We start from the raw sequence: 26,583 nt of genomic DNA on the forward strand, positions 1-26,583 counted from the left end.
ATGAACAAGATGAATGTAATTATTCAAACAAAGTTGAAATGTTGATTGTGATAGATGTAGCATGATTGAATCATTAACAAATTATCACATTGTCGGTATTGGGCTAGGATTAATCATGTTAATCCTAGGATCAATAATCGACGTATGGAAAAGAGAGATTCATGATTATTATTGGATTGGTTTTGGAATAATTGGATTCTTACTGGTGTTTCTAAGTTCAGAAATAATTCCAAATATACTGATGATGGGATTTGCATTAATTATTGCGCCATTTGTGATCTTAATATGGAGAATTGGGTTGTTTGGTGGGGCAGACGCATTTGCTCTAATAGCATTAGCAGTAATTGCCCCAATGGCAACATTCACTGAAAACCCAGTAACACCATTTACTACTCTGTCCAATGCAGCAATATTGTTTGTCATTCCATTTTTGATCAACATCACTAGAAATGTGATATCCCAGAGCAAAGGAGAGAATATTTTTGAAGGATTTGATGAGAGTACCATTAAAAAAATTGTTGCAGCATTCATGGGATATAGATCTAAAAACCCAAAATTCGGATTTGCAATAGAAAAAACAGAGAACGGTAAAAAGAAGATAGATTTAACAATACACCATGCAGAAAATCAAGAATTTTGCACCACCCCAAACACATGGATTACACCAGGAATTCCATATCTCTTATTGATAACAGGAGGATTTGTGATCCAGTTATTCTTTGGAGATATCATACTGACCAAATTTCTAGGCACGTAATTTCAAACACAAGTTCGATCTGTAACATGCAATAACATACACCCGCTTATGTCATAATTCAATAGAACAGATTCAATGACAATAACTGAAACAGTTGAAGAAGGAATGTTTCAAACAGAGAATCCTATTCACGAACTCAATCGTATGCTTGTCAGATATGATTTGACTCCAAATCAGGCCAAAGTGTATTTATTTTTGAGTAAAATTGGGGTAAAGACTGCTTCAGAAATATCAAAGGCATTAAAAATCCCAAGAACCGAAACGTATCATTTGTTGTCAACATTGCAACAAAAAGGAATAATTTTTTCAGTATTTGGCAAACCTACAAAATTCAATGCCGTAGGATTGGAAGAATCACTGGAGATTCTAATCAATAATGAGAAAAATAGAATTAACGAGTTAGAGTTAGGGAAAAGCAGTCTAATCAAATTGTGGAACATCATACCAAAATACGGAGAAAGTGAAGATGAATCACAAGATAATAAATTCCAATCACTGCAAGGAAGAAATTCAATACTAGTAAAATTAGAACAGATGATAAAAGAATCAAAAGAGAACATCTTAGTTTTAGGAACAGAAGCAGATTTTAAGAGATTTTATTTCACTGAATTTACAGAATTACTAAACAATACAAAATCCGAACTCAGAATTTTAACTGATCATTCAAGTGACAAACAACATATTTTTGAAAGCATTCTACCTAAAAAAGTCAAAAAAATCGAAGACAAAAATAGAGAAGATTTTTGTTTCATTATCAAAGATGACAGCGAGGTAATTTTCTTCATCAGCGATAACAAAGTAAAGGAGATGTTAGCAGTGTGGACTGATTCTAAAGCATTTGTAACAACATTAAGATCATTGTTTAGTTTGATGTGGAAAAAATCACATCATATTAATGAAACAGACGCTGAATCTTTGCTAGGCTCCGAAATCACATATGAGCATAGACTAAGAGAAATAGAACAAGAAAAGAGAATTCTAAACTATCTTCAAGAACATTTTCAAGTACTAGAAAACACGAGGGGTAGAAATTGAGTAAAACCGACAAGGTAAAAAGCAAACAAAAAGAAGAGATAAAGAGTTTGGAAATTTTAATCATCGACGATAACGAGCAAATTACAAAGATGTTAACAACATTTCTAGAATTAAAAGAGCATAAATGTACGGTGGCTAACGATGGCAAAGAAGGGTTGGCGTTAGTTAAAGAAAATAGGCATGATGTGGTATTGCTAGATTTAGCCATGCCAGAGTTTGATGGTTATTCAGTAATCAAAGATCTTGAAGAAAATGACATGTTAAAAAATCATAAAATCATTGTGTTTACAGCATCAACAATTACTCAAGAAGAATTAGATGATCTTGTAAAAAGAGGTGTGACATCATATATTCTAAAACCAATTGACATAGACGTCTTACTGGCAAAGCTTGTTGACACTGCAAACTTGTAATAGTGCAATCAAATGCTTCCAATTAAACACACATTATTTTTGGTATCAGGAGTATCAAGTTTCATCATATTTTACATGGGGATAGTAAATTTCCTAACATCTGTAGAACAATCGACTGGGATGATTTTGTTGATATTTTCAGTTTTCGTAGCCACAGGCACGTTGTTGGGAACGGTTTACATTTCAAAGAGCATTACAAAGCCCATAGAAAAACTCGCTCAAAGCATGACAGAATTTTCAAAGACAAATAAAATGTCAAATAAAAATCAGATTAAAACTAATGTTAAAGAGATTTTTGAATTAAATGAAAATTTTGAAAGTATGGGAGAAAAAGTAGAAAGGACAATAGAGGTGCAAAACGAATATGTTCAAAAATTAAAAGATATGGACAGAAAAAAACTAGAATTCTCATCCATGGTATCTCATGAGTTAAAAACTCCGTTGGTTCCAATTTTAGGATATGTTCAGATGTTACAAAAAGATAATTTTTTAGGAGAATTAAATGAAAAACAGTTAGATGCAGTAAATGAAATTTATACATCAACAATAAAACTACAAAGACTAGTAGGAGACATCCTTACGACACAAAAACTAGATTTAGGAAAATTAGATTTCAATGAAGAACAAGTCAGTGTTTCAGAATTAATAAACAGCGTAATTAAGGAATTCAAACCAAGTGCAGATGTAAAGAAGATCCTTTTGACACATGATTATAAAGGTAACACAAACATCATCACAGACAAGGATAGAATTAATCAAGTTTTTTCAAATTTAATTAAAAATGCCATTGATTTTGTCCCCGAAAATACAGGAAAAATAACAATCGGAGTAAAAGAAGATCCAGTAAACGTTGAATTTTTTGTTAAAGACAACGGCACAGGAATATCATTAATTAATCAAAACGAGATATTCAAAAAATTCTATCAAATAGATACCTCAGCTAGTAGAAAAAGAAGTGGTAGTGGATTAGGGTTAGCAATATGTAAAGGAATAGTAGAAGGATTAGGCGGTAAGATTTGGGTGGAAAGTGAAGAAAATGTTCAAACGACATTCTTTTTTAAAATTCCAAAAAAACCAATCAAAATAACTATTAAAAATAACTCAGAGAAAAAATCTGAAATCAACATTTAGTTTGTAGTTGTGGAATTTCTTCTAAAACTGCAGGATTCTCTAAAGAAGACAAATCCCCTAATTCCATGCCTAATAGTTTCAATTTAAGTAATCTACGCATTATTTTTCCTGTCCGAGTCTTTGGAAGATCTGTTAATTGAAAAAGATATTTTGGTTTGGCCAGTTTACCAATTTTCTTTGATATGTAATCAGAGATTTCAGATTGTGAGATAACATCAGATGTATTGTAAAGTACAAAAAATACTACGATTGATTCACCCGTCATATCATCAGGTATTGCAATAGATGCAGCGTCAGAAATTTTATCATGTGAAATTACGGCATGCTCAATTTCAGCAGTACTCATTCTATGACCTGAAACATTAATGACATCATCTGTTCTTCCACGCATGTACCAGAGATTATCTTTATCAACATACACATAATCTCCATGAAACCAAATATTCTCAAATCGTGACCAGTATGTTTCAATATATCTTTGATCATCATGTAATAATCCACGAGTCATTGCAGGCCATGGTGATTTTATAACTAGATAGCCATTTTTTCCTCTAATAGAATTTGCATCATCATCTAATACATCAAGACTCATGCCAGGTACAGGAACTCCAACAGTGGAAGGTTTTAGTTTCATTCCAGGAAATACAGAAAGCATAGCTCCACCAATTTCTGTACCGCCAGATAAATTTATGATAGGTATTTTTTTGTTGCCAACTTTTTCATATAACCAGTACCATGAATCTTCATCAATAGGTTCGCCAGTAGTAGGGATATTTTTTATTTTGTCCAGTGAAAATAATTTTAATGGTTCAACATTGTTTTTTTTAAATAGTCTTACAGCAGTTGGAGAGATTCCAAAAATACTTGCATTATAATCATGTAACATTTTCCAGAGTCGATCAGTTGTTGGAAAATCCAGTGCTCCATCATAAATCACGCCACTTGCTCCCATGATTAGCAATCCATACACATTCCAAACTAATCCAGTAATCCAACCAATATCAGCAGGCCAAAACAACACATCATAATCATGAATATCTACAAGATATGCGGCTTGATGACCAGCAAAAACAGAAAAACCACCATGTGTGTGAATTACTCCTTTAGGCTTGCCAGTTGTGCCTGATGTATACAAAATAAACAAAGGATCTTCAGAATCCAAAATTTCTGTATCACAATCAGCACTTTGTAATGAAACAAGGTCATCATAATATACAATTTTTTGGGATTCAGCAAAAACATCAATTCCTTTGTATGGAACTACAATTACTTTTTCAACTGCAGTATCTTTTATTGCAATTTCTACAGATTCTTTTTGAGATACAGACTTTCCTTTTCTATGAAATCCATCAGATGTGAAAAGAATTTTTGCATTACAATCTCGTAAACGTATGTGTAATGACTCTGAGCTATATCCTGAAAAAATTACAGTTTGTATTGCACCAATTTTTGAAGCAGCAAGTATTGCCAAAATTGCCTGTTCAATCATCGGCAAATAAATTGCAATCACATCTCCCTTTTGTACTCCAAGTGACTTTAATCCATTTGCAAGTTTAGATACTTTAGAATCAAGTTCAGAGTAAGATATTTTGGATGTAATGCCGTCTTCGGATATGAAATGATATGCAATTTTTTGAGGAGTTTGTTTTGCAAATTTTTCAACTGATGATTTGTAAATGTTTGTTTTACCATTTACAAACCATTTAGACCATGCGATTCCTTTTGACATATCCAACACATCTGAATATGGCACATCCCAAACGATTCCAATATCTTCATCAACTGATTTCCAAAACCATTCTAAATCATCCTTAGCTTTTTGTGACAATTCATCTAATGATAAAATGTGATGTTTTTGCATAAATTGATAGATATTTGATTCTTGGATCTGTTTTTCAGTTGGTATAAATTCAAAATCAGACAATGTTTATTTAAAAATCAAAGAGGTAAAAAGATTTTTTTATGAAATATCAATTCCCAGTCTACGAGCACATGCGATTGCCGCTTTGCCATCATCTTCATTTATTCCAACACGGAGTAATTTGTCAGTCCATTCAGTTTTAGTGCCCATAGTATTTTCACGGTAATATTCTCTTAAAATCACGCCTACTTGTTCGTCTAATTTATGCCTAGTAGCATCATTCATGCCGGCTTGGAGAATTGTGGCATCAGAGGTTGCCAAAATTTTGATAAACTCGATATCTTCTAAAGAAAGTTCAGCCATCAAATACCAATCTGTTTTTTCAATAAATCTAGCGTGAGAGTAGGATCTGCTTTTCCTTTTGTTTTCTGCATAACTTTACCTACCAAATAATTTATTGTTTGAGGATTAGATTTTGCTTCATCTACTGCCTTTGATTCCTCAGAAATCACACTAGTTACAATTTCCAATAGTTCTGATTCATCTGAAACATTTCCAAGATCTAACTCTGTAATGATATCATTCAAATCCTTTCCAGTTTTTAAAATTGCATGTAATGCATTTTTTGATGAATTTCTAGATATTTTTCCAGATTGTATAGCATTCGCCAATTCTCTCAAATGTCTAAAAGTGAGTTTGGAAGATTCACGTTTTTCTCTAGTATCAACTAAGCCCATTAATTCTGTTGTTATTATATTTGCAACCTCTTTTGCATTTGATTCAGTATGAGACTCTTCAAATAAATCAGAATAAAATTTATCAGAAGATAACACATCGGCTACTTGTACAGGAATACTATATTTTGAAACATATCTTTCTTTTTTTGAGATAATACTTTCAGGCATTTCGGATTTGAGTTTGTTTTGAATATCTGTATCAATGGTAACCCAAGGAATATCGCCTTCTAAGAAATATCTATAATCCAGATCTTCTTCTTTAGAACGTGAAGATACAGTAATTTTTCGTTTATCGTCCCAATGGCGTGTCTCTTGAGCAATTTCAATATCACGAGAATGCAAACTCTCTTGTCTAGTGATTTCAAAATGAACTGCTTTTTCTAAATCATGAAAAGAACCAATATTTTTTATTTCAACTTTTTTCCCACCTTCAATTGAAACATTAGCATCAGCCCTCATTGCACCTTCTAAGCTAGGATCCGCAACTCCAAGATTAGCAAGTAAATCAGATAAAACATTTAGAAAATCTCTTACTTCTTTTGGAGTTTCAAAGTCGGGCTCTGTGACAATTTCAACTAATGGCGTGCCTGCTCTATTATAATCAACCAGAGTTATTTGATTTTTAGATGAACTTCCCTCATAAATTAGCCTTCCAGGATCTTCTTCCAGTTGAATTCTAGTAATTCTGATTTTTTTATCTCCTATCATTATGGAACCTGTTCCTCCAATACTTGTATCACCATAGATGTTTAGCTGAGTGATTTGAAAATTCTTTGGCAAATCAGGATAAAAATAATTTTTCCTAAAAAACGCAATTTTTTCAGGAGTGGTACAGTTTAGAGCCATTGCAATCATTGTAGCTTTTTTAACTGCCTCTTGATTTAATCGTGGTAAGCTTCCAGGCAATCCCATACAAATTGGGCAAATGTTTTCATTGATTTGAAATTCTCGATAATTTGCCTTACATGAGCAAAACAGTTTACTTTGCAAATTTGTTAACTGACAATGTATTTCTAAACCAATCATTGTCATATAGATATCTCCGGTAATTTGACAGTCTGCTCCAAGGCATATGCAGCTTGAAGTAACAGTTTGTCATTCATTGAATCTGCCATGAGTTGAATTCCAATTGGAAGTCCATTTGAAATTGCATAAGGAATTGAAATTGCAGGTTTTCCAGTAAGATTTGCAGTTACGGTATTGATATCAATCAAAAACAACGATATAGGATCGTCAATTTTTTCTCCAATTTTAAATGGCAATACTGGGACAGTTGGGGAAATTAAAAGATCAAACTGTTTAAACGCGTTATTGATTTCCTTTGTTAGTTTACTTTTAACTTTTAATGCTTTGAGGAAATATTTCCCTGCATGACCTGCAGATGGAACAAATCCACCAAGGATCATTCTTCTAGTAACTTCAGGACCAAAATTACGTCTGGCTTTTGAGATGTAAGAATTAAATTCATATCCTTCAAGAGGGAAATCGTATCCATATCTTAGATTGTCATATCTTGCAAGATTGCTACCTGCTTCAGTTGCAGTGATTGTATAGTATGCTGCAACTGAATATTTCACCATTTCAAGTGAAATTTCTTCACAGACTGCACCAAGGCTTTCTAATTTTGAGATGGCGTCTTTTGTTGCAGATAAAACAGATGAATCAATTCCATCACCAATCATTTCTTTGATTATTCCTATTTTCTTGCCTTCGATACCTGTTTCTATATCTGAAAGATAGTCAGTATTTTTGTTATCAATTGTAGTGTTATCATTAGGATCAATTCCTGAAACAAGATTTAACATAAATGCAGTGTCTTTTACAGTTCTTGTTAGTGGTCCAATTTGTTCAATACTATTAGCATATGAAATAAGACCATATCGACTTATCAAACCATATGTTGGCTTGTACCCCACGGTTGAGCAAAAGCTTGCAGGGTTTCTTACAGATCCACCGGTATCAGAACCTAGTGAAGCAATACACTCAAAGGCACTAACAGAGACTGCGCTACCTCCAGATGAACCGCCAGGTACGCATTCGGTATTCCACGGATTCTTACTTGGACCAAATGCACTAAACTCAGTACTAAGCCCCATGGCAAATTCATCCATGTTGACTTTGCCTACAAATACTGCATCTTGCTGTTTTAATTTTGCAATCACAGTTGCATCATATGGAGCTATGAAATTTTCTAGCATTTTTGATGCACATGTAGTCTTTGAATCCTTGATACAGATATTATCTTTGATAGAAATCGGCATTCCAAAACAAGCACCAACATCTCGACCAGATTTTATTTTTTTATCAACCTCTCTTGCTTGATCAATTGCCTTTTCATTTACAGATAAAAATGCATGTAATTTGTCATCCATAGTTTTGATTTGCTCCATTGTTTTTGCAACAAAATCCTCAGCAGAAATATTTCCAGTTTTTACTTCTTGAATAAAATCAAGCGCAGATATTTTTAGATTCATGAAGACATCTTTGGTGCGCGAACATATGTCCCTTTATAGTGATTTAATTTCTCAATTAGTTTATCATTAAATGGAATGTATTTGTCTTCTCGAAGATTTGTAATTGAAATTTCATGCATTGAGATTTCTTCTGATTCCACACCGGCAGAATCTAAAACGTCAAAATAGTCCAAGATTTTTTGGACCTTGTCGACATATTCTTTATGATCTGTAATCTCGATTTTCATTAATTTTGAAACATGTTCAATTTCTTCTTTAGTAACCATTCAATGCACCTATGGTGTTAGCCTATCGACATCTCGCACTTTGCTACCTGTTTTTGTTACTAGTTGGGCATTTCGTGCGTAAAAATCATAAAATTGCGTCATTTTTATCATAATTTAGAAATCAATTTCTTTGATATAATGCTAATGATTCCCGGTTTTGGCAGGTTTATCAGTAATTGGGAAACTCTCAACTTGTTGCAGGTCTGCCAATTATAACAACAGAATTAATTTCATTTTATGATTAATGATTAATGATTAATGCTGTTGTAATATTTCAAAAGTATGAAAAGGCTTTGTAAATGACTCTATGGTGCCAAAGTAATTGCAATTTTTGCACCTGTAAAATTGCTCTCCGTTTGAATGTGCAACAAGTATTTCAGGTTCATTCTTTGAGCAATCTGCTTTGAAATAGTCGTGCTTGCTTGTCATACTTGTCATATACAAAATTTGTATTTAATCTTAATCATGTGTTTATGGCTATTTCTAACAATGAAGTACAGTCAAAAACTTTTTCTGATTATCAATAGTCTAGTTTTCATTTTTCAAATCTCCAAACCAAATACGCCTTTACAATCCCTACGACAATGAGAACAAAGCTTGCCATACCAACATAATTTCTAATTAAAATTACAAACCACCACCATGGATATGCAAGAGGTTTCATCATAGAAACATCTTCTGAATGTTGTTCCAGAGTCATAGTTTCAATGGTGATTATTCGTACATAAGTTGTAATTGTCCAGTAAGAAAAGAAAATAATTCCGATGAGAATTAGTTTCAGACCAGTTTTCATTTTCTTATTTTCCCAGACGAGGGTAGTTTTCAGGCCATTTTACAATTTCTCCTTTTTCATTAATTGGATGACAATTCGATGGATTCTGAAACAGATGTACATCACAAACTATCTCCATGCCATTAAAAGGAACATAGTAATGTTCATTGTTACCCCCATGTTTTGTACAACATTAAATTAAGAACAGAAAATCCAACAAATAAAATAACAATAATTATGATTGGAATTAGAAATCTAGTTTTCATTTTCTAACACTAGACAAAAATCCCAAGATGATTATTCCACTACAGTAATTGATCCAGTCTGCCAAGGATGCACCATGCAAAAGTAATCAAATGTTCCAGCGCTGTTAAATTTTAACGCATATGTTGCATCAGGCTCTGCCAGTCCTGAATCAAATAGTGATGTGGGACCATCTTCCGGATTGCCAGAAGTTATTGTATGCATTGCATCATCATAATTTTTCCACTCTATAATTTCACCAACCTTGATTGTAATTTCTTCAGGCTCAAAGCAATGTGCAATTTCTTCACAGCCCGGAACTGAGCTTCCTTGCGGAACTGATATGGTAAAAGTTGGAATGTCTCCGTATTCTGGTGCAACTATCTGAGGCTCTTGTGATACATCATCAGAACCCATTTCTAAGCAGTTGGTATATTTGATAAAGTCATATGCGTATTGGTCTTCTGCACGTCCTTCTTGTAATAGCATCTCAACTTGGAAACCACCTGTAAATTCCCCAGTAGCACCTAAACTCTTTCTGTATTTGTTATCCTCAATATCGCATCTGACATATTCTTCAAATCTTTCATTCCAAATATCATAGTTAATGTTCAATCGTAGTCTATTTCCAGTATCAAAATCATGCGCATACATTTCAAGTTGAGTATTATGTCTATTGAGATTCTCTTGATAGTAGTGATCAGGATATTTTTCTGCAAATAGCATTACAGAGGGAAGCACTTTCATCTTCTCCATCAGTTTGTCCTTGTTTATTGTCAAGAGGAGCCAGTTTTCCTGAAGATTATTGCTTGCACCAACTATACCTATCACTGTAAAAATTACAGCTACTCCAATACCTACACAAATGCCAATTTTTGCATAACTTTGTAACTGCATCTTGTCATACTGCTTATTCTATCATTGAAAAGTGCTTCGAATCTTTTGTATCAAACTCACAGATCCACCATGGTAAATTTCATACAGTTCTATATCGTTCAAATCCCAATAGACTGGAACTAAGTTGGCTTAAAGAATAATATATGAACTAAAAAGACCACAAACAATTTGTCTAAATTAGGATTATCACCTTCCCTGATTGACAAAAGACTACTCTTTGTAGGAATCTTTCTTACCGCACTTGCGGGATTGGTATTGGAGATTGCAATTACAAGAATCTTCTCTGCAGCAATATGGTATCACTTTGCATTTGTTGCAGTTTCAGTGGCTTTGGTGGGGTTGGGTTCATCAGGGCTTTTGGTTCATTATAGATTAAAGAAAATCAAGGAAAACTGGGCTGCAGACATTACTATCGCATCATCAATTGGGATCTGCATTGTACTTCCAATAACGCTTTTCATTATGCATTCTCTTGCGTCACAGGTGACGTATCTTCCATTATTCATGTTCCTGTTTGCAATTCCATTCTTTTTTGTAGGAGTAGTCATATCTGCAGCATTTAGTGCGTTTGCCCAAACTGCAGGAAGACTCTATGCATCGGATCTTATTGGAGCATCTGTTGGTGCAATACTAGTAGTACTGTTTTTGTCATTGATTGGTGGGGAGGGAACAACACTCCTAGTGGGTGTAATTGCAGCCATATGTGCCACGATTTTTTCAATTATAACTAAAAGCAAGAAAAAAACCATAATCAGTCTGGCATTTGTTGTATTTGCCATATCGCTGCTAGCCGTCAATTCAAGTACACAGGCATTTTCAATTCAAACGGATCCTACTGCAAACAAGGATCTTCCAATTTTCTTAAGGGAGAATCCAGGCTCACAGATAGTCAACACACAATGGAATTCCTTTTCCAGAATTGACGTGGTGGAGGGAATCTCAGGGAATTGTATTCCTGCACTGGATCTGAGAAACCCATCGCAATGTGCAGAAGAAGGGTTGGTGGCAAAAATTTTCATCGATGGTGGGGCAGGAACCAACATAATATCTTGGGACGGCAATCCAGAAAGCAGAAAAGATCTTTCTTCATGGATGCAGTACATTCCATTTACAATGAAAGATGATCCAAAGATTTTGATTATCGGTTCAGGAGGGGGACGAGATGTAGTTGCTGCAATAGCAAGTGGAAGCACCGATGTTACCACAGTGGAGATAAATCCAATAATCTTTCAAACAGTAAGAAGCTACGGTGAGAGGGCAGGAAATCTTTATGATCATGAGTATGTGAACTCTAACGTTGATGAGGGCAGAAGCTTTGTCTCAAGTTCTACTGAGAAATTTGACATCATTTACATACCGTTTGTTGATACCTGGGCATCAGTCTCTTCTGGCGGTTTAGGAGTATCTGAAAATTTTCTCTACACCGTGGAAGGATTTCAGGAATATTATGACCATCTAGAAGAGGGTGGAAAGATTGTAGCTGTACGATGGCTCATTGATGCTCCAAGGTTTGTAACAACATTTACGCAACTATTAGAAAATAACAATATTAGCAGAGACGACATACACAGACACATCATCACTGTATCATCAGAATCCGCAGTACAGGATCCAAGTGTCACAATGTCTATACTTTCAAAGGAGCCTTTTACCGAATCTGAGATATCTTTTTTGGCAGACTCATTTGAAAGAAATGGCTACAAGTCAATTTTGATACCAGATAGAGTAATGTTGGAACCATATCCATCATTGTTGCGTGACAATATTCCGATGGAAAAATTCAATGAGCAATTTCCAACCAAGATACATCCTGTGACTGATGATAGTCCATTCTTTTTGTCATTTGAAAAACCAATTCCAAAGATTCTGGAAACATTGTTGTATGTCTCTATTGTCATTGCAATCTCGTTTCTTGTGATTCCTTTTGTATGGCTGCGAAAGGATGCAGAAAAATCCTCATCCATTAGGGTATCAGGCATTGTATTGTATTTTGCAGCACTTGGCGCTGGATTTATTCTCATAGAACTGGCATTGCTACAAAAACTAATCCTGCTTTTGGGAAATCCTACAATGACTTTTGCAATTTTGCTTTTTACAATGCTACTGTCTAGCGGTTTTGGAAGTCTTGCAAGTACAAAGTTCATGAAAGTTGGAATTCGAAATCTAACGTTTGCAATATTGGGAATTGTCGGAATTGGATTCTTTTATGTAATGATGCTGCCCCTCTTGATACATTCTGTAATCTCAGAGGAGTTTATGGTAAAGGTTGCAGTGAGTATTGCAATGCTGGCACCTATTGGATTTTTGATGGGAATGCCACTGCCCACAGGAATGCGCGTGCTAAAATCAAACTTGCCCACATACATTCCTTGGATGTGGGCTATCAACGGTGCATTTTCAGTACTTGGTGCGGTGCTTACAGTAGTGGTGGGAATACTGCATGGTGCATCATACGCATTGAGTATAGGAATTTTGATCTATCTTGTGGCATTAGGTGTTGCATTAAATTGGAAAAAACAAATCGTTTTAGAAAATACAAGTTAGAACGACAAAAACAATTTTGTTTGCTTTGTTGATAGATAAAATGACAGTTGGATTCACTGCATTATTTGCAGACCAACCATTACTGTTTGAAGATCTATTCTAAAACAAGGTTAATTGCATCTGCCATCCAATTCAGAGATTGAATATATTAGGAAAAATTTTGAGATTTTAGACATAGTTAAAAAACTAATTAACAAACCAAGTATTATTCGATTACTACAAAATTTTATCTGAATGTTCTTAAATTTTTAACATTACAAGAAATTTCAGAACACATCCATTCTCGCAATTAGTGCAGGAATTTACAGATTTCTAAAAGATAGATGTATCAAACATATATCTATCAGAATACATCAAATGTAGAATTGTGTTAGGGTTCGTAATAAGAAAAATTCCAAAAATTACACCAACCAAGACAAATAAGATTATCAATAGTTTTCATTTTCTAATTTTCCAACAGACTGTGCTTTTTCTTTTGCTTCAGGAGTCATGCAAACACCACGAAAGTTAATCTCACCGTCATCACATCCATACCATTCACATTGTTTGTAATCAATATGATGAGTTTGGTTACTCCAGCTAAAATACCAACAGGTTTCTCACCAATATAATCACACCAATCATAAATTCTCTGAAGATCATCAATAATCATGCCATTGTTGTCATAGGGTTGAGCAAAATTCAACTCGTTATTTTCATCAAGATATTTTTCAAGATATATCTACCTGCAAGAATTATTGTCAATGTAAAACAGTTAGAAGTTTTTGAGGTAGATTAACTTTATGTTTTATTTTTTGGGATTTCCCTAGTATTTCTATCACATAAACAAGATGCACAATATTCTTCTTTGTTGTATCGATTTATGGGAGTTAGACAATCATGGCAATATTTCATATTTATTATAGAGTCTACTCTGTATATTAGGTATACATTATAAAGATCAAATACAGGATTTTGAATTGACTAATTTTATCTATCTAAATTTCCTACGCCGTTGTCAGCTGATACCTGCTCATAGTTGTTGGTGTGACAATTAGGACATAATCCTCTGGAAAATTTTTCATAATACACGGTTCCACAGTTAGAGCACACTTTCAAATCTTTTACATCGATCATGACATATAGAAAGAGTATATCGAATTAAGCATTACTAAATAACACCCATGTTTTTCCAAAAATATAATCGTAGTTGAAATCAAATGATAGATATTTTCAATTACAGTATTTGCATAAAGAAAATTTTTCCATAATGGCTTGATTGTGGTATCTGGAATAAAATAACACCTGTCTATTTTTTTGATATCATATATTTTACATTCTTGTGTCATCATCAGTAGATTAAAAATTGAAAAAAGATAGACTTTTTCGTTTGTGTCTAAAAACCATATTTTAGATTCAAATCTGCATAGCCTTGAACCGTTTTTGGGTAAAACTAGAGAGTGTATCTCATTGATTTAATACAACTTCCCATGTATCAGTTGATTCTATACTCTAAATCCTTAAATTAACACAGTATCACATTCGATATGAGTAAAACATCAAACAAATCCAAAACAAAGAAAAAATTAGAACAAAAGAATAAGAACAATAAAACAAAACCTGAAAATCTAATACGAAAGGAATATTCGAAATCCTTTGAGGAATTAAAAAAATCAATTAGAGAAAGATAGTAAGACAATAAAGAAAAATTCAAGAAAAATGTATCAAGATAATAATGACTTCTAAACTTCAATACGCTCAAGTTCACAGCATATCAAAAAACTCATGTCAACAAATGCAACAGAATCATGTCTAGATTGTCAAACTCCTTTAGAAATTACTCTTCCAGATGAGAAGAAAAAACCTTGTCCTAAATGTGGGGCATACCATTTTTACTGATTGTCGATAAAACAGTATCCACCACCTATCTCTTAACAGGTTATGACAATATCTCAAATACTAAATTAATCTTTACGACAAAACGTCATAAAATCACTCACAAACTGGCTGTCAAATCTGTAATTGATGACTCGTAAACTCTATTCATGATCAACTGACAACTTTACAGTATCTTAAGAAATTAGATTAAAAAGGATCAAATATTTTCACATGGGCCTCCTGTTTTTTTCCAGCTTTTCCCACCTTCACTCTTACATTGGATTTTTGAAACATGTCTTGAAAGTACAGCATTACAATTTTTGTTCAGATAACAAGTACCCAAAACAGATTTCTTAGTTTTTTTCTGGACAATTTGTTTAGGATTATTAAGAATTTTTTTTTCCACTACAGATGAAGTTCTTTTTGTAAGGCGTTTTTGTTTTGATATCGAGGGTTTTTTCAGTGTAGGGATTCCTGGTTTTGGCATTGGACGTTTAATAGACATAAAATGATATGGACATACATGATTAAATTATTTTTGATGGACAAGAGACAACATACAACTATAACAACATCAAGTTATTTTTGGAAATTCACGTAAAATCTTTTCAGATTTATTCCAATTTCCACAGGGTTTTTGTTTAAATCATTTAATGTAACGTTGTTATTAAAAAATAATGCAAGGGGACAGATTATCGGAATGGTTTGTTCCAAAATTCGGTTCTCGAAATTTTAGATTGTCAATAGGAATTTTATTTTTACCTTACACTGGAATGGTAGTATCCTTTACCATATGGGGCTCTCTTTCAGTAGAATTTAGTCTGGATAGACTAGTATCCATTTGTTTGCTCTATTTTTTTGCTATAGGAATATCTGCACATTGTCTTGATGCATTGGGAAGTAAGAAAAAACCTTGGGGAGACATATCACACTCAAAGCTTTGGTTAGCGTCAATAATTTCCTTAATCATAGCTTTTTCTATAGGATTGTATTACGCATTTTTGGATTCTTGGTTATTATTTCCAATAGGACTAATTGAGGGATTTTTTCTTTTTGCATATAATCTAGAATTATTTCGTGGTAAATTTCACAACAATGTATCATTTGTCATATCTTGGGGAATTTTACCTGTTTTTGCAGGCGCTGCAATCCAATCTAATTCCATATCTGTTGAAACAATAATATTTTCTGCAATTGCGGGTCTTGCAAGTTATATCTTGATAGTAACATCTAGAAAGTATAAAGTTCTAAAACAACAAAATGCAAATTATGAAACATATTACAAAAGTGAAGTAATTCTCAAGATTGTAAGTTCTGGTGTAATATTTGGTACAGTTCTCTTTTTTGCTTTAAGATATCTTTAATTCATTAAAACAAGGTAATACTGTGTGAATATATCTTCTGAAGATTTGTTAAATAAAATATTAGATGCGCCCGTAGGTCAGGTGGTTACTGTTCTTGGGGAGATCCTTGACTGTAGTATTAAACTAAAAGTAATAGAACAGAATACTGTAGCCCCTAACCAATTTGTGAGAAAGGTCTCAATTACTGCAAATGAATTACCTGTGATAAAAGCTAACGTAAAATTTGACTCTACTGTTTTACCTGAATTTATCATGGCCGATCTTTTAAAGAAAAAACGTGGTGTTGGAACCATTCTTAATGTAAATGGCATTAACGTTGTCAGAAATATCATATCCTTGAATCGCAATCCTGATGAGAATAAAGTATCAAGAGAGTATGAAATAACTCATAATGGAATAGTTTGGTTTACTATATTAGAAGAAATAAGACTAGACAGTCTTGATTCCTACAATAATAGTTGAAGAGCCACATGTCAGAACTTGCTTGGATATTTTCATCCCATAATCTTTCATAACGTCTTCGTATTCTTTTACCCAATTTGTGGTTCGTATTAGATGAGGTAAATCAACAAAGACATTTTTCCAATTTGGAATAAAAAATCCTGCCAAATAGAGTAATTTAAAGTAAAAATTCCACATTTTTCGTATTAATTTATTCGTTGGATATGTAAAATCATGTAAAATTATTTTTCCACCCACATTAAGGTGTTCGAGGCAATTTTTGACCAGAACATCAGCTATGCAATATTTTGGTAGATACGATGCAGTAATGCAATCAAACTTTTTCCCTAGATTAAGTTTCTCCGCATCCTGATTTACAAAAGAGACATTTGGGTATGAAATCAATTTTTCTTTTGCTTTTTCAAGATAGTTTTTAGTAATATCTACACCCATAATTTCTGAATGTGGAAGCTTTTCTACAATTTGTTTTGTGAGAATACCTGTACCACACGCAAGATCCAATACAGTTCTTTCAGTCGATAATTGCTCTAGAATTTTATGTTTCCAAAAACTATCTTTTCCCAAAGTAGTACAATTTACTATTCTATCATACGAATTAGACGTATTATTGAAAAATATTGGAACAAGAGCTTTGGGGTTTTCTTTGATCATGAGATTTGTTGAATTTTTTATTTAAAGTAGTTTGTGAGTTAATGACCTCATCCAAATCCTGATTTTAAGTATGAAACAATTAGATGGTACTGTTACTAACAATTAATTTCTAATCTTTATTAGGGATTTTATTAAATTCTCAAAACCTTAAGTCATATCCAACCCCATTAGAACATGTTGGTCTGTTTTAGATGTGATGGGAAAGGTCAATACAGGAATGAATTTGGCATTATGGAAAAATGTGAATCCTGTCAAAGAAGGGATATGACATTTGAAAAAGTTGATGCCGAACTAGATCCAAATGAAGAAGGCTATTGAAAAATACTTTCATAGCAGTATCATACTATGGGTTATTCCGTTATTGATTAATTCTTTTGATGTTTTGCATCTTTAATTTTAGTTTCCAAGCAAATGTTCAATATCCACTGTCACCTTTTTTTCACTTAATACAACTATCTGCTGCTCCATCTCGGCAGTGGTTTCATTTTTTACAATAAGAGATAATCCGATATCATAAATATCAAACTCGTCAAAAATCCAATTAATAATACAACAACATAGTTTGACTTGACTAACATGCTACGAGTATGCATTCTATACGAAATTAACAATGAAGCAATCAGTGGGATTCCAACATAAACTCCAAACATAGGAATTATCTCATACAAGTAACCAAGAGTATCGCTTACATTTGGGACTAGTTTCACAAGGTTATAGCATAAAATGTCCACACAGCATTAGTCAAGAACAATCCAAATAGTCCGTAAATTTGCAAGTTTGAGTATTTTTCTGTAATCAAAGTCATTTTCTCTTTCTCCAAATCTATGATTTTTAAATAATTTCCCTGACAATGTCATTTAGGGTAAATACGGTATTGTTACCTTATCGATGGTTTTATAACAGGTGGCATGATAACATTTTGCCAACATGGAAGAGCTGGCAGTAAAAAGAAAATTTACAAACATTTACACGCAGCAATTTCCAAATGCATATCTAAAAGAAATGAAGAGGTTGGACTATCGCATTCCTGATAAAACAAAGCCACTGTATCTTTCTATTGCAAAACAAATTTACAAAAAAATTTCAAAAAAAATTAACATTATAGACATTGGAAGCTCTTATGGAATCAATTCTGCGCTAATGAAATATGATTTGAAAATGTCTGAATTGGATGATTTCTTTTTAGAACAAGAGCCTACAATCAAAGAATCAAAACAAATCTTTGAAAATATTCCATATGATGACACACTTGATTTTTATCAAATAGACGTGTCTGAGCCTGCACTCAAATTCTCTGAAAACACAGGGCTTTGCAAAAAAGGAATATGTGTCAATTTGGAATCTGAGAGCATACCAATCAAAGATATGCCACGATCAGATATGATAATTGCAACTGGCTGCGTTGGATATATTGGGTACAAGGCATTCTCAAATCTTTTTGAGTTAATTAAAAAACAACAGTCTGATTTAGAATTCTCAGAGAAAGGCCCCGTATTTGCATTCTCTGTTTTGAGGATTTTTGACATGGAAAAAATTGAGAAAACCTTTGATCACTATGGCTATTCTCTTGTAAAAAATGATCTAAAACCCATCAGACAGAGAAGATTTGCAGATGCGGAAGAAAAACACAAGACAGTCACTCTTTTGCATAACAAGGGAATTGATACAAAAGGGCTTGAAGATGACGGTTATTTTTATGCGGATTTTTACATTGCAAACCCCAAAATATTTGAAAGCAGTCTAATCACAATGTCTGAAAAACTAAAGAGAGCTGCAGGAAACTAATACAAAATGTTTTTGATTTTATTATGAGTTTGCAAGAAACACGGTGCCCCAGATGTGGAAAAAACACCGTTATCACAGATATAGTATCTCAGGAAGTACTCTGTTCCAAATGTGGTGTGGTGTTAGAGGAAAAAGTAAATGACAGTGGACCTGAGAGGACATTTACAAATTCTACTACACGCAAGTCTCATACTGGTGACAAGGCAACCTTGACACGACATGATCGTGGTCTAAACACTATGATTAATCCCTTTGACAAAGACTCTTCTGGAAATCCATTATCTGCTTCAATGAAATCTTCCTTGAAACGCCTTCGAAGATGGGATAATAGAAGCCATATGAAAAACAATGATGAGCGAAATCTCCAGCAAGCACTATCAGAACTTTTAAAATTAAAAGAAAAGCTGTCCTTGCCTGATGCAGTTGTAGAAAAAGCATCCTACATCTATAGAAAAGCTTTGGAGAAAAAACTGATCAAAGGACGCTCTATTTCTGCCCTTATTGCAGCTGCTCTTTATGCTGCATGTCGTGAATCTGAGACCCCACGTACATTGCAAGAAATTGCATCATCAATTGGAATAAAAAGAAAAGAACTTACTGCAAACTATAGATTAATCTTCAAAGAATTAGAACTGAAAATACCTGTTGTTGATTCTGTTTTATGTGTTGCAAAAATTGCAAGTAATGCCGAACTATCAGAGAAAACAAAACGCCATGCCGTAGAAATTCTAAAAAAGGCAGAAAAACAAAACGCCCTTGCTGGAAAACACCCTATGGGACTAGCAGCATCTGCATTATATCTTGCAAGTATAGATTTGGATGAGAATCGAACTCAAAAAGACATTGCCGATGCGGCAGGAATTACTGAAGTGACAATAAGAAATAGGTGCAAGGGTCTCAGGACTGTACTATAACACAAATATTCAAAACTTGCAAATTGTTTTAAAAAATCCGTTTCCTTGCAATCCATCCCAAAGAATTGCTGGGATATCCTGTCTTTTTCAGAAATTGCCTTGTTCTCTTAGATTTTCTGTGCAAATCAAGATTATTTTTGCAATCTGCTTTCTGACAGGAATGTTGTATTTTTTCTTGGGGTCAAACTCTTCTATAATTTCTATGGTTTTTCCTGACATCTATGCCTAAAATATCCATTAAGCTACAAAAAGGGGTCGAGAATTACGGGGTTAACCTATCGACATCTCTTGGATAAAATGTTACATCTCGAATATTTTCAGTGCCAGTAAGTGCCATTATCAGTCGCTCTAAACCAATTCCACAGCCGGCGTGTGGTGGGACACCGTAATCAAATGCACCCAAATGATACTCAAACGCATCAGTGTTCATCCCTTTATTTTTCATTCTCTCAGCTAACTCATCACGTTTTTCAATTCTTGTACTACCTGAGGACAATTCTAAATCGCCAAACATCAAATCGAAAGATTCAGAAACTTTGGGATTGGATTTACTGTCTTTAACATAAAATGGCTTTGGAGCAAGAGGCCAATCTTTTATGAAATAGAATCCTTCAACGCCAATCTTTTTGAGGTTTGATGGATACAAGTCATCTCCCCATTCAGTTTTTGCCCCCGCTTTTTGCATTTTGTCAATCAGCTCATCATAAGAATATCTTGGAATTGTTTCAGGAATGGAAGGAACTACAAATTCTGCACCAGTATTATCTTTGACATAATTATGTACAGTCTGAATAGAAACTTTGATAATTTCTTCAATTCTATTCATCACGTCATTGTAATCAACAAACGCTTCTTCCAAATCAATAGAAATTGCTTCAGCTAAGTGACGATTTGTTCTAGATGGTTCTGCTCTAAAGATGGGTGCAATTTCAAATACTTTTTCAAAACTCATTGTCAATTGTTCTTTATACAATTGCGGACTCTGAGCTAAAAACGCTTCTTTGTTATAGTAAAATATTGGAAACAGTGCAGCGCCTCCTTCAGTTGCAGTTGCAATCATTTTGGGAGTGTTGATTTCAACAAAATTTTGATTTGCAAAATATTCTCTAATTGATTGTAAGACAAGACTTCGAGTTTTGAAAATATGTTGTAATACATCACGTCTAAGATCAATAGGTCTAACCTCTAATCTAGTGTCAATATTTTTTACAGTTTTTACTGTAGGCTCAAAAGGAGGAATTTTCTGAACATCAGAGAAAACTCGTAATTCAGTTGGGACAATCTCATATCCATTAGGTGCCTTTTCAGAGGATTTTACATTTCCAATAACTGCAATTGATGAATGAGATTTTAGTGAAGATATTTTTTCACGAATGTCATCAGGACAATCCCCTTTTTTTGCTACAATGGATATATCGCCATTTTTATCACGAATTGTTGCAAAACTGATATTTCCATGTCCACGAATTGTCAAGACCCAACCCATGACAGTAACCACAGCCCCATCCATGGAAGAATTGATTTCATCAGAGTAATGAGATCGACGTAAAGTTCCTAAATCAGTTTTAATCATAATTTACTTTATTCCAGATATCATGGTGTAATTAATTTTTATACAAAATAATGAACCATTACATTGATTTTCATAATGCTTATAGCCAACAAAAAATCCACATCAAAACAGCATGAATATCTTAATCGGCCTAGTTATTGCAATGTTCATAATCACTGGAGCATATGTAGGACATCATGCATCACAACAGTCAATTGAGGTAGCAGAAGGACATGATGTCAAAACAGAATTAGATGTGTTTAATCATGATTCAGTAGTTCAGATTCTACAAATATCCAAACTAGATAAATCAATCATATAATCAAATTCTAAGTCGAATTTATATTAAATCACCATAATTATTCATAAAGTTATGACACTTTCAAACAAGGAAAAAATGGTGGCAATTATTTCAAATGGTATTGCAGTTTTTTCACTGTTACAAGAAAGAGGCAATTTACCTAAAAATACATCAATGTATGATTTTGTGTTAAAAGTGATACCGGAAGATATCAAATCAGAACTAAGCACAGAGCTGATAGATGAAATATTCCAGTATGTCTCCTCCGCACATAGTTCATAAAGTGCAAAGTAATATCTACACTATTGACAGCAATAGCAACTCTAGGCTCTCACTGTTCATTACAAGTCCTAAAAGGTGCAAAAGATGAAGGATTGAAAACCATTCTGATATGTGAAAACAAACGCGAAAAACTATATCGTAGATTTCCATTTATTGATGAACTAATACTTGTAGATTCTTTCAAAGAAGTTCTTGATCAAAAATGTCAATCAATTCTTGAACAAAATAATGCAGTGCTAATCCCACATGGAACATTAATTGCACAGATGAGTTCAGAAGAGATTGAGTCAATTAAAACTCCAATCTTTGGTAACAAATGGATTTTAAGATGGGAATCAGATAGAGTAATGAAAGAAAAATTAATGAAGGAAGCAAATCTTCCAGTTCCAAAACCAGTGAGTGATCCTAAAGATATTGAAAGTTTGGTCATTGTAAAAAGACAAGGAGCAGCTGGTGGCAAAGGATACTTTATGGCAGCAAATGAAAATGATTACAATACAAAACGAAATCAGTTAATTATAGAAGGAGTGATTTCAAAAGACGAAACACTTTACATTCAAGAATATGCAGCTGGTGTTTTGGCATATTTGACATTTTTCTATTCTCCGTTGAAAGAAGAGTTAGAATTCTTTGGAGTTGATCAAAGACATGAATCAGATATTGAAGGATTAGGAAGAATTCCTGCAGAACAACAGTTAAAATCAAACAAAGTTCCTTCATTTAACGTCATTGGGAATAGTCCTCTAGTGTTACGCGAATCATTATTAGATGAAGTGTATAATATGGGAGAAAATTTTGTAAAAGCTGCTAAAAGAATAGTGGCACCTGGAATGAACGGTCCGTTTTGTATAGAAGGTGTTTATGATGAAAATGCCAAATTCACATCGTTTGAGTTTTCTGCAAGGATTGTTGCAGGAAGTAATATCTACATGGATGGCTCTCCATACTATTCATTACTGTTTAATGAGACAATGAGTATGGGTAAAAGAATAGCAAGAGAAGTAAAAACTGCCACAGAATCCAATCAGTTAGAGAAGATTACAACATAATCTATAACTCTATTAGAACTGCAGCCTTTTCAGACACTTCTAATTCTTGTCTTACAGCATCTATGATCTTCAAAGAAGATGTAAGGCTAGAATAATCCACCAATTTCAGATCATTGAGTAAGAATACTTTTGGGCAATCTCAGAATGTCTTGATTCTAAACTATTAGAATGAACATCAGATGAAAATCAAGATCAATAAAGTTTTTCAATATTCAAGACAACATCAAAAGCTCCAAAATATTTTTTTTCATGGCAATTTTCACAAACTAGCCATTCAGGTTTGTATTTACTACCTTTTGCACCTTTGTAAGTTATTTTGTAAACTGGTGTATGGGCTTCACTACAGATATTCATGTTAATTTTAATCCAAAATTTTTCTATATAATATTATCACCAATGTTTCAAAAATGGAAAAAAGCCAACATTGTAATTATTTTTTAATACTGAAACGTTAGGCAGCAGATTTAGGATTTGAGGTATTAGAATACAAGTTCAAACTAGGTTCCATGTCATCCATAGTAATTTCGACTTTACCTATTCTACTACGATACAGCTTGATTTTTTTACCTTCAGATGAAATAACAAATCTGTCAACTTCAGCAAGTGCCAAATCCTCCAAAGTAGACAAAGTTTTGTAAACAGTTGAAAGTGAGATTTTTAATTCATCAGCTATTTGTGTTGCATCTTTTGATTCGTTTTTAACTGAAAATAACACTGATCTTGTGCACACATTACTCAAAGTTTCAATAATTTTCTGAGTTATATCAAATTCAGATAATTGAATAATGTTAGGATTTTGCATCAAATCACTCAGTTAGGAATCAATGTAAGAACAGGATCAGGTTTTCTAATGGAAATGTCAGCTTTGCTAATCCTACTTCGATAGACTTTGTATTTTCTACCTTTATCAGACAGCATCCATTTTTCAACTTCAATTAGTGTCAATTCTTCAAGATCATTTAATTTTTTATACACAGAACTAAGAGGAATTTTTAATTTATCTGAAAGTTCAGCGGCAGTATTTCCTTTTTTTATGATTGAAAATAAAATTGCACGAGATTCAGAATCAGCCAAGGCTTCAATCACTCTTTGAGTAATATCATATTTTTTTAATTGAGGTAATGTTAATTTTCTAGACATCAAATATCAGAAATATGGGTCATATATTTAAACGAGATGTCATTGTTCTCATTCTATAGAGTTAGAATAATTATGAATATTTTATAGTTTTTTTCTCAGATTCAAATCTATTCCAAAACAATCCCAAAATAATTCCAACGGAAATCCAAAAAGATGAAACCCCCAAGACGGACATGAATCTGAATTCATTTACCAAATTCATAGGTGCGGTAATTTCATCAGGATTTTCAGGCATTATGAAAAAGACAGCACTAATGAAAATTCCATAACCAATTAAAGATACAAATTTTTTATTGTTTTTAAATTTCTTTGATAGTTTGTAAAATGCTAGAGCACCTATTCCAGAGATTGCAATAAAAGAAAGATACAAAATTGCTCTAAGAACTACTGTTTCGCCATCACCCACAGTTGGTGGATTTGCAGGATATTTGAGAAAAGGTATGAAATACAAAGTAATCCACATAATTCCTGCAAGTAAAACGGATTTTTTTACATCATGATTTCCAGGAAGAGAATTTCTAGAGAATAAAAACACTATTCCAAAAAGGGCGCCGACTGAAGTTCCTAGAATGATACCGGCTAAAATCTGTCCACTTTTTTGCCATATTCGATATTCCTCATATTCTACCCAAAATTTAGGAGTGTCTTCTTCTTCACCAGATTCAAACAAATTGTGATTTTCAATTCCTATTGCTTCATCCAGATATGGTTCTACAATTGTAAAATTTACAGTGCCATGGATTAATCCAGCAAATGCGCCAGATATTAAAACGATAGTTATGAAAAAGATTGTTTTCAAATCAAACACCTAATGGCAAGGAAATCCTGCGGCATGTCTCATATCGTGGGTAAGCTCATGAATGTAAAGGTCAGTGAATGCTTGTTCACCATAAACTAGACTAAAGATATGCCCTTGATCAAATCCAACAACAAACAATCCTACTGCAAAGATTATTGATAATGCCAGAATTGCTATTTTTGAAACACTTGATTTTGATACATTGATTTGTTGTGATTCTGACAATACGTAAAATATTTTCAGACATTATTTAAACAGTTGGATGTTTTATCCAATTTATATACTATGAAATTAACATATTTTTGTGGAACAAGAAATCAAAACACTACAGAATATAGTCACACGGAAAGGATCAAGCAGAGTATTAACATTTAGCACACCACATGTATTGAAATCAATTTTTTGTTTTAATGATCAAAAATATGTTAGTCGTGCAACATTTTGTAAAGAAATCCATTTAGGAGAAGGAGCTGTGAAAACACTAATTTCACATTTGAAAGAATATGGAATAGTATCCTCGATAAAATCAGGAACGTTTCTTACAAAAAAAGGAATGAAATTTGCTACAGAATTTTGCAGAGCTATACCTTCACAAAATTTCATAAAAAACTGCAACATAACTAATGGAAAATACAACTATGCAATCAGATTAAAGAAAGAATATGTTTCAAACCTAGGAAATGGGATGCAACAACGTGACTATGCTATTCTATATGGAGCAAGTGATTCATTGACACTTGTCTTCAAAAATAATGAGTTTGTTTTTTCAGGAGACAACATGGTTTGTTTTTTAGATGAATTTCAAACTAAAGAAGAATTAATCAAGACACTAGACCCAAAGGATGGAGATGTGATTATTATCACATCATCAGATGATAAATTTGTAGCAGAAATATCAGCAATCAATACAGCATTATGGACTTTAAGAAATGAAAAATAGTGAGCTAATGGCAAGGAAATCCTGCGGCATGTCTCATATCGTGGGTAAGCTCATGAATGTAAAGGTCAGTGAATGCTTGTTCACCATAAACTAGACTAAAGATATGCCCTTGATCAAATCCAACAACAAACAATCCTACTGCAAAGATTATTGATAATGCCAGAATTGCTATTTTTGAAACACTTGATTTTGATACATTGATTTGTTGTGATTCTGACATGAAAAACATGATTCTCTGAATATATTTAAGCTCTTGGATAATGTCAGAATCAATAAAAAGTCAAAATTTAGGCATAAAAAAACTGTTATTCTCAGATCTAACATACGTGTCTTTTTGATTCATTTTTTCCATAAAAT

The 26,583-nt window shown here is 33.3% G+C and carries 34 protein-coding genes; 15 read left to right on the plus strand and 19 right to left on the minus strand.

Annotated features, from left to right (window positions below; all coding sequences use genetic code 11):
• Positions 1–61: 61 nt before the first annotated feature.
• From WDZ98_RS09885 to WDZ98_RS09900, 4 genes are all read left to right on the plus strand, one after another.
• Positions 62–757 carry an A24 family peptidase C-terminal domain-containing protein gene (locus WDZ98_RS09885; RefSeq protein ID WP_368057854.1) on the plus strand — a complete coding sequence of 232 codons (696 nt, stop codon included), beginning with the start codon at positions 62–64 and terminating at the stop codon, positions 755–757.
• Between the two features lie 75 nt (positions 758–832).
• Complete coding sequence (locus WDZ98_RS09890; protein WP_368057852.1) at positions 833–1,792, plus strand: TrmB family transcriptional regulator; 960 nt, start codon at positions 833–835, stop codon at positions 1,790–1,792.
• Positions 1,789–2,205 (plus strand): response regulator, encoded by a 417-nt coding sequence (locus WDZ98_RS09895; RefSeq protein ID WP_368057850.1) that lies wholly within the window; start codon positions 1,789–1,791, stop codon positions 2,203–2,205. The genes WDZ98_RS09890 and WDZ98_RS09895 overlap by 4 nt, the downstream gene beginning before the upstream one ends.
• A gap of 12 nt (positions 2,206–2,217) precedes the next feature.
• Positions 2,218–3,336, plus strand: a complete 1,119-nt coding sequence (locus WDZ98_RS09900; RefSeq protein WP_368057848.1) for a sensor histidine kinase — start codon at positions 2,218–2,220, stop codon at positions 3,334–3,336.
• On the opposite strand, the gene WDZ98_RS09905 is transcribed toward WDZ98_RS09900, so the two are convergent.
• The 7 genes from WDZ98_RS09905 to WDZ98_RS09935 form a co-directional block, all read right to left on the minus strand.
• Positions 3,326–5,260 carry an AMP-binding protein gene (locus WDZ98_RS09905; protein WP_368057846.1) on the minus strand — a complete coding sequence of 645 codons (1,935 nt, stop codon included), beginning with the start codon at positions 5,258–5,260 and terminating at the stop codon, positions 3,326–3,328. The genes WDZ98_RS09900 and WDZ98_RS09905 overlap by 11 nt on opposite strands.
• A 36-nt stretch (positions 5,261–5,296) precedes the next feature.
• Positions 5,297–5,560, minus strand: a complete 264-nt coding sequence (locus WDZ98_RS09910; protein WP_368057844.1) for a hypothetical protein — start codon at positions 5,558–5,560, stop codon at positions 5,297–5,299.
• Complete coding sequence (gene gatB / locus WDZ98_RS09915) at positions 5,560–6,966, minus strand: Asp-tRNA(Asn)/Glu-tRNA(Gln) amidotransferase subunit GatB (protein ID WP_368057842.1); 1,407 nt, start codon at positions 6,964–6,966, stop codon at positions 5,560–5,562. The genes WDZ98_RS09910 and gatB overlap by 1 nt, the downstream gene beginning before the upstream one ends.
• A complete protein-coding gene (gatA, locus tag WDZ98_RS09920) occupies positions 6,963–8,408 on the minus strand; it encodes an Asp-tRNA(Asn)/Glu-tRNA(Gln) amidotransferase subunit GatA (protein WP_368057840.1) in 1,446 nt (481 codons plus the stop codon). Before gatA ends, gatB begins: the two co-directional genes overlap by 4 nt.
• The gene (locus tag WDZ98_RS09925) at positions 8,405–8,674 is read right to left on the minus strand and encodes an aspartyl/glutamyl-tRNA amidotransferase subunit C (RefSeq protein WP_368057838.1); all 270 of its coding nucleotides are present in this window, start codon (positions 8,672–8,674) and stop codon (positions 8,405–8,407) included. Before WDZ98_RS09925 ends, gatA begins: the two co-directional genes overlap by 4 nt.
• A 535-nt stretch (positions 8,675–9,209) precedes the next feature.
• Entirely contained in the window at positions 9,210–9,467 is a 258-nt protein-coding gene (locus WDZ98_RS09930; RefSeq protein ID WP_368057834.1) for a hypothetical protein, read from the minus strand.
• Positions 9,468–9,743: 276 nt separating this feature from the next.
• A complete protein-coding gene (locus WDZ98_RS09935; protein ID WP_368057832.1) occupies positions 9,744–10,586 on the minus strand; it encodes a plastocyanin/azurin family copper-binding protein in 843 nt (280 codons plus the stop codon).
• A gap of 168 nt (positions 10,587–10,754) precedes the next feature.
• On the opposite strand from WDZ98_RS09935, the gene WDZ98_RS09940 reads away from it, so the two are divergent.
• On the plus strand, positions 10,755–13,130 hold the full coding sequence (locus WDZ98_RS09940; protein ID WP_368057830.1) for a hypothetical protein: 2,376 nt from the start codon (positions 10,755–10,757) through the stop codon (positions 13,128–13,130).
• A 487-nt stretch (positions 13,131–13,617) separates the two neighbouring features.
• Here the strand turns inward: WDZ98_RS09940 and WDZ98_RS09945 are convergent, their stop codons facing one another.
• Both WDZ98_RS09945 and WDZ98_RS09950 read right to left on the minus strand, forming a co-directional pair.
• Positions 13,618–13,815: a hypothetical protein gene (locus tag WDZ98_RS09945; RefSeq protein WP_368057828.1), complete on the minus strand. Its 198-nt coding sequence runs from the start codon at positions 13,813–13,815 to the stop codon at positions 13,618–13,620.
• A 284-nt stretch (positions 13,816–14,099) separates the two neighbouring features.
• Entirely contained in the window at positions 14,100–14,246 is a 147-nt protein-coding gene (locus WDZ98_RS09950; RefSeq protein WP_368057826.1) for a hypothetical protein, read from the minus strand.
• Positions 14,247–14,656: 410 nt separating this feature from the next.
• On the opposite strand from WDZ98_RS09950, the gene WDZ98_RS09955 reads away from it, so the two are divergent.
• Positions 14,657–14,800 carry a hypothetical protein gene (locus WDZ98_RS09955; protein ID WP_368057824.1) on the plus strand — a complete coding sequence of 48 codons (144 nt, stop codon included), beginning with the start codon at positions 14,657–14,659 and terminating at the stop codon, positions 14,798–14,800.
• A 404-nt stretch (positions 14,801–15,204) separates the two neighbouring features.
• On the opposite strand, the gene WDZ98_RS09960 is transcribed toward WDZ98_RS09955, so the two are convergent.
• Positions 15,205–15,492: a hypothetical protein gene (locus WDZ98_RS09960; RefSeq protein ID WP_368057822.1), complete on the minus strand. Its 288-nt coding sequence runs from the start codon at positions 15,490–15,492 to the stop codon at positions 15,205–15,207.
• 172 nt (positions 15,493–15,664) lie between these two features.
• Between WDZ98_RS09960 and WDZ98_RS09965 the strand changes: the two genes are divergently transcribed.
• Positions 15,665–16,351, plus strand: a complete 687-nt coding sequence (locus WDZ98_RS09965) for a hypothetical protein (protein ID WP_368057820.1) — start codon at positions 15,665–15,667, stop codon at positions 16,349–16,351.
• Between the two features lie 24 nt (positions 16,352–16,375).
• A complete protein-coding gene (locus tag WDZ98_RS09970; RefSeq protein ID WP_368057818.1) occupies positions 16,376–16,813 on the plus strand; it encodes a hypothetical protein in 438 nt (145 codons plus the stop codon).
• Here the strand turns inward: WDZ98_RS09970 and WDZ98_RS09975 are convergent.
• A complete protein-coding gene (locus tag WDZ98_RS09975; RefSeq protein ID WP_368057816.1) occupies positions 16,781–17,464 on the minus strand; it encodes a class I SAM-dependent methyltransferase in 684 nt (227 codons plus the stop codon). The genes WDZ98_RS09970 and WDZ98_RS09975 overlap by 33 nt on opposite strands.
• A gap of 174 nt (positions 17,465–17,638) precedes the next feature.
• Here WDZ98_RS09975 and WDZ98_RS09980 point away from each other — a divergent pair, with 174 nt between their 5' ends.
• The 3 genes from WDZ98_RS09980 (at position 17,639) to WDZ98_RS09990 (ending at position 20,163) form a co-directional block, all read left to right on the plus strand.
• Positions 17,639–17,782, plus strand: a complete 144-nt coding sequence (locus WDZ98_RS09980) for a hypothetical protein (protein ID WP_368057814.1) — start codon at positions 17,639–17,641, stop codon at positions 17,780–17,782.
• A gap of 609 nt (positions 17,783–18,391) precedes the next feature.
• Positions 18,392–19,249, plus strand: a complete 858-nt coding sequence (locus tag WDZ98_RS09985) for a hypothetical protein (protein WP_368057812.1) — start codon at positions 18,392–18,394, stop codon at positions 19,247–19,249.
• A 23-nt stretch (positions 19,250–19,272) separates the two neighbouring features.
• A complete protein-coding gene (locus WDZ98_RS09990) occupies positions 19,273–20,163 on the plus strand; it encodes a transcription initiation factor IIB family protein (protein WP_368057810.1) in 891 nt (296 codons plus the stop codon).
• An 87-nt stretch (positions 20,164–20,250) separates the two neighbouring features.
• On the opposite strand, the gene WDZ98_RS09995 is transcribed toward WDZ98_RS09990, so the two are convergent.
• Positions 20,251–20,382, minus strand: a complete 132-nt coding sequence (locus WDZ98_RS09995) for a hypothetical protein (protein ID WP_368057808.1) — start codon at positions 20,380–20,382, stop codon at positions 20,251–20,253.
• A gap of 43 nt (positions 20,383–20,425) precedes the next feature.
• Positions 20,426–21,736: an aspartate--tRNA(Asn) ligase gene (gene aspS / locus WDZ98_RS10000; protein ID WP_368057806.1), complete on the minus strand. Its 1,311-nt coding sequence runs from the start codon at positions 21,734–21,736 to the stop codon at positions 20,426–20,428.
• Positions 21,737–21,848: 112 nt separating this feature from the next.
• Here aspS and WDZ98_RS10005 point away from each other — a divergent pair, with 112 nt between their 5' ends.
• Genes WDZ98_RS10005 through WDZ98_RS10015 form a run of 3 tightly spaced genes read left to right on the plus strand, consistent with a single transcriptional unit; the run spans position 21,849 to position 23,347 of the window.
• Complete coding sequence (locus WDZ98_RS10005) at positions 21,849–22,037, plus strand: hypothetical protein (protein ID WP_368057804.1); 189 nt, start codon at positions 21,849–21,851, stop codon at positions 22,035–22,037.
• A 51-nt stretch (positions 22,038–22,088) separates the two neighbouring features.
• Positions 22,089–22,298, plus strand: coding sequence for a hypothetical protein (locus WDZ98_RS10010; protein WP_368057802.1), 210 nt, complete (start codon positions 22,089–22,091; stop codon positions 22,296–22,298).
• A gap of 23 nt (positions 22,299–22,321) precedes the next feature.
• On the plus strand, positions 22,322–23,347 hold the full coding sequence (locus WDZ98_RS10015; protein WP_368057800.1) for a DUF1297 domain-containing protein: 1,026 nt from the start codon (positions 22,322–22,324) through the stop codon (positions 23,345–23,347).
• Between the two features lie 192 nt (positions 23,348–23,539).
• Here WDZ98_RS10015 and WDZ98_RS10020 read toward each other — a convergent pair whose 3' ends face one another.
• The 5 genes from WDZ98_RS10020 to WDZ98_RS10040 form a co-directional block, all read right to left on the minus strand.
• Positions 23,540–23,701, minus strand: a complete 162-nt coding sequence (locus WDZ98_RS10020; RefSeq protein ID WP_368057798.1) for a hypothetical protein — start codon at positions 23,699–23,701, stop codon at positions 23,540–23,542.
• Between the two features lie 97 nt (positions 23,702–23,798).
• The gene (locus tag WDZ98_RS10025) at positions 23,799–24,149 is read right to left on the minus strand and encodes an ArsR family transcriptional regulator (protein ID WP_368057796.1); all 351 of its coding nucleotides are present in this window, start codon (positions 24,147–24,149) and stop codon (positions 23,799–23,801) included.
• Between the two features lie 8 nt (positions 24,150–24,157).
• Positions 24,158–24,487, minus strand: a complete 330-nt coding sequence (locus WDZ98_RS10030; RefSeq protein WP_368057794.1) for an ArsR/SmtB family transcription factor — start codon at positions 24,485–24,487, stop codon at positions 24,158–24,160.
• A 70-nt stretch (positions 24,488–24,557) separates the two neighbouring features.
• Positions 24,558–25,286 (minus strand): CbtA family protein, encoded by a 729-nt coding sequence (locus tag WDZ98_RS10035; RefSeq protein ID WP_368057792.1) that lies wholly within the window; start codon positions 25,284–25,286, stop codon positions 24,558–24,560.
• 9 nt (positions 25,287–25,295) lie between these two features.
• A complete protein-coding gene (locus WDZ98_RS10040) occupies positions 25,296–25,511 on the minus strand; it encodes a CbtB domain-containing protein (RefSeq protein WP_368057788.1) in 216 nt (71 codons plus the stop codon).
• A 79-nt stretch (positions 25,512–25,590) separates the two neighbouring features.
• On the opposite strand from WDZ98_RS10040, the gene WDZ98_RS10045 reads away from it, so the two are divergent.
• Positions 25,591–26,226 (plus strand): DUF4443 domain-containing protein, encoded by a 636-nt coding sequence (locus WDZ98_RS10045; RefSeq protein ID WP_368057790.1) that lies wholly within the window; start codon positions 25,591–25,593, stop codon positions 26,224–26,226.
• A gap of 4 nt (positions 26,227–26,230) precedes the next feature.
• Here WDZ98_RS10045 and WDZ98_RS10050 read toward each other — a convergent pair whose 3' ends face one another.
• The gene (locus WDZ98_RS10050; RefSeq protein WP_368057788.1) at positions 26,231–26,446 is read right to left on the minus strand and encodes a CbtB domain-containing protein; all 216 of its coding nucleotides are present in this window, start codon (positions 26,444–26,446) and stop codon (positions 26,231–26,233) included.
• Positions 26,447–26,583: the final 137 nt, after the last annotated feature.

The organism is Candidatus Nitrosopumilus sp., from assembly GCF_040878665.1.
GTDB lineage: Archaea > Thermoproteota > Nitrososphaeria > Nitrososphaerales > Nitrosopumilaceae > Nitrosopumilus.

Coding starts and splice junctions, on each gene's coding strand:
- WDZ98_RS09985 (WP_368057812.1), top strand. CDS start 18,392: ATGGAAGAGCTGGCAGTAAAAAGAAAATTTACAAACATTTACACGCAG.
- WDZ98_RS09995 (WP_368057808.1), bottom strand. CDS start 20,382: ATGTCAGGAAAAACCATAGAAATTATAGAAGAGTTTGACCCCAAGAAA.
- WDZ98_RS09960 (WP_368057822.1), bottom strand. CDS start 15,492: ATGTCTATTAAACGTCCAATGCCAAAACCAGGAATCCCTACACTGAAA.
- WDZ98_RS09900 (WP_368057848.1), top strand. CDS start 2,218: ATGCTTCCAATTAAACACACATTATTTTTGGTATCAGGAGTATCAAGT.
- WDZ98_RS09925 (WP_368057838.1), bottom strand. CDS start 8,674: ATGGTTACTAAAGAAGAAATTGAACATGTTTCAAAATTAATGAAAATC.
- WDZ98_RS09890 (WP_368057852.1), top strand. CDS start 833: ATGACAATAACTGAAACAGTTGAAGAAGGAATGTTTCAAACAGAGAAT.
- gatB (WP_368057842.1), bottom strand. CDS start 6,966: ATGACAATGATTGGTTTAGAAATACATTGTCAGTTAACAAATTTGCAA.
- WDZ98_RS09885 (WP_368057854.1), top strand. CDS start 62: ATGATTGAATCATTAACAAATTATCACATTGTCGGTATTGGGCTAGGA.
- WDZ98_RS09980 (WP_368057814.1), top strand. CDS start 17,639: ATGTTGGTCTGTTTTAGATGTGATGGGAAAGGTCAATACAGGAATGAA.
- WDZ98_RS10030 (WP_368057794.1), bottom strand. CDS start 24,487: ATGTCTAGAAAATTAACATTACCTCAATTAAAAAAATATGATATTACT.
- WDZ98_RS09935 (WP_368057832.1), bottom strand. CDS start 10,586: ATGCAGTTACAAAGTTATGCAAAAATTGGCATTTGTGTAGGTATTGGA.
- WDZ98_RS09955 (WP_368057824.1), top strand. CDS start 14,657: ATGAGTAAAACATCAAACAAATCCAAAACAAAGAAAAAATTAGAACAA.
- gatA (WP_368057840.1), bottom strand. CDS start 8,408: ATGAATCTAAAAATATCTGCGCTTGATTTTATTCAAGAAGTAAAAACT.
- aspS (WP_368057806.1), bottom strand. CDS start 21,736: ATGATTAAAACTGATTTAGGAACTTTACGTCGATCTCATTACTCTGAT.
- WDZ98_RS09965 (WP_368057820.1), top strand. CDS start 15,665: ATGCAAGGGGACAGATTATCGGAATGGTTTGTTCCAAAATTCGGTTCT.
- WDZ98_RS09930 (WP_368057834.1), bottom strand. CDS start 9,467: ATGAAAACTGGTCTGAAACTAATTCTCATCGGAATTATTTTCTTTTCT.
- WDZ98_RS10010 (WP_368057802.1), top strand. CDS start 22,089: ATGACACTTTCAAACAAGGAAAAAATGGTGGCAATTATTTCAAATGGT.
- WDZ98_RS09990 (WP_368057810.1), top strand. CDS start 19,273: ATGAGTTTGCAAGAAACACGGTGCCCCAGATGTGGAAAAAACACCGTT.
- WDZ98_RS09910 (WP_368057844.1), bottom strand. CDS start 5,560: ATGGCTGAACTTTCTTTAGAAGATATCGAGTTTATCAAAATTTTGGCA.
- WDZ98_RS10020 (WP_368057798.1), bottom strand. CDS start 23,701: ATGAATATCTGTAGTGAAGCCCATACACCAGTTTACAAAATAACTTAC.
- WDZ98_RS09950 (WP_368057826.1), bottom strand. CDS start 14,246: ATGATCGATGTAAAAGATTTGAAAGTGTGCTCTAACTGTGGAACCGTG.
- WDZ98_RS10050 (WP_368057788.1), bottom strand. CDS start 26,446: ATGTCAGAATCACAACAAATCAATGTATCAAAATCAAGTGTTTCAAAA.
- WDZ98_RS09975 (WP_368057816.1), bottom strand. CDS start 17,464: ATGATCAAAGAAAACCCCAAAGCTCTTGTTCCAATATTTTTCAATAAT.
- WDZ98_RS10005 (WP_368057804.1), top strand. CDS start 21,849: ATGAATATCTTAATCGGCCTAGTTATTGCAATGTTCATAATCACTGGA.
- WDZ98_RS10025 (WP_368057796.1), bottom strand. CDS start 24,149: ATGCAAAATCCTAACATTATTCAATTATCTGAATTTGATATAACTCAG.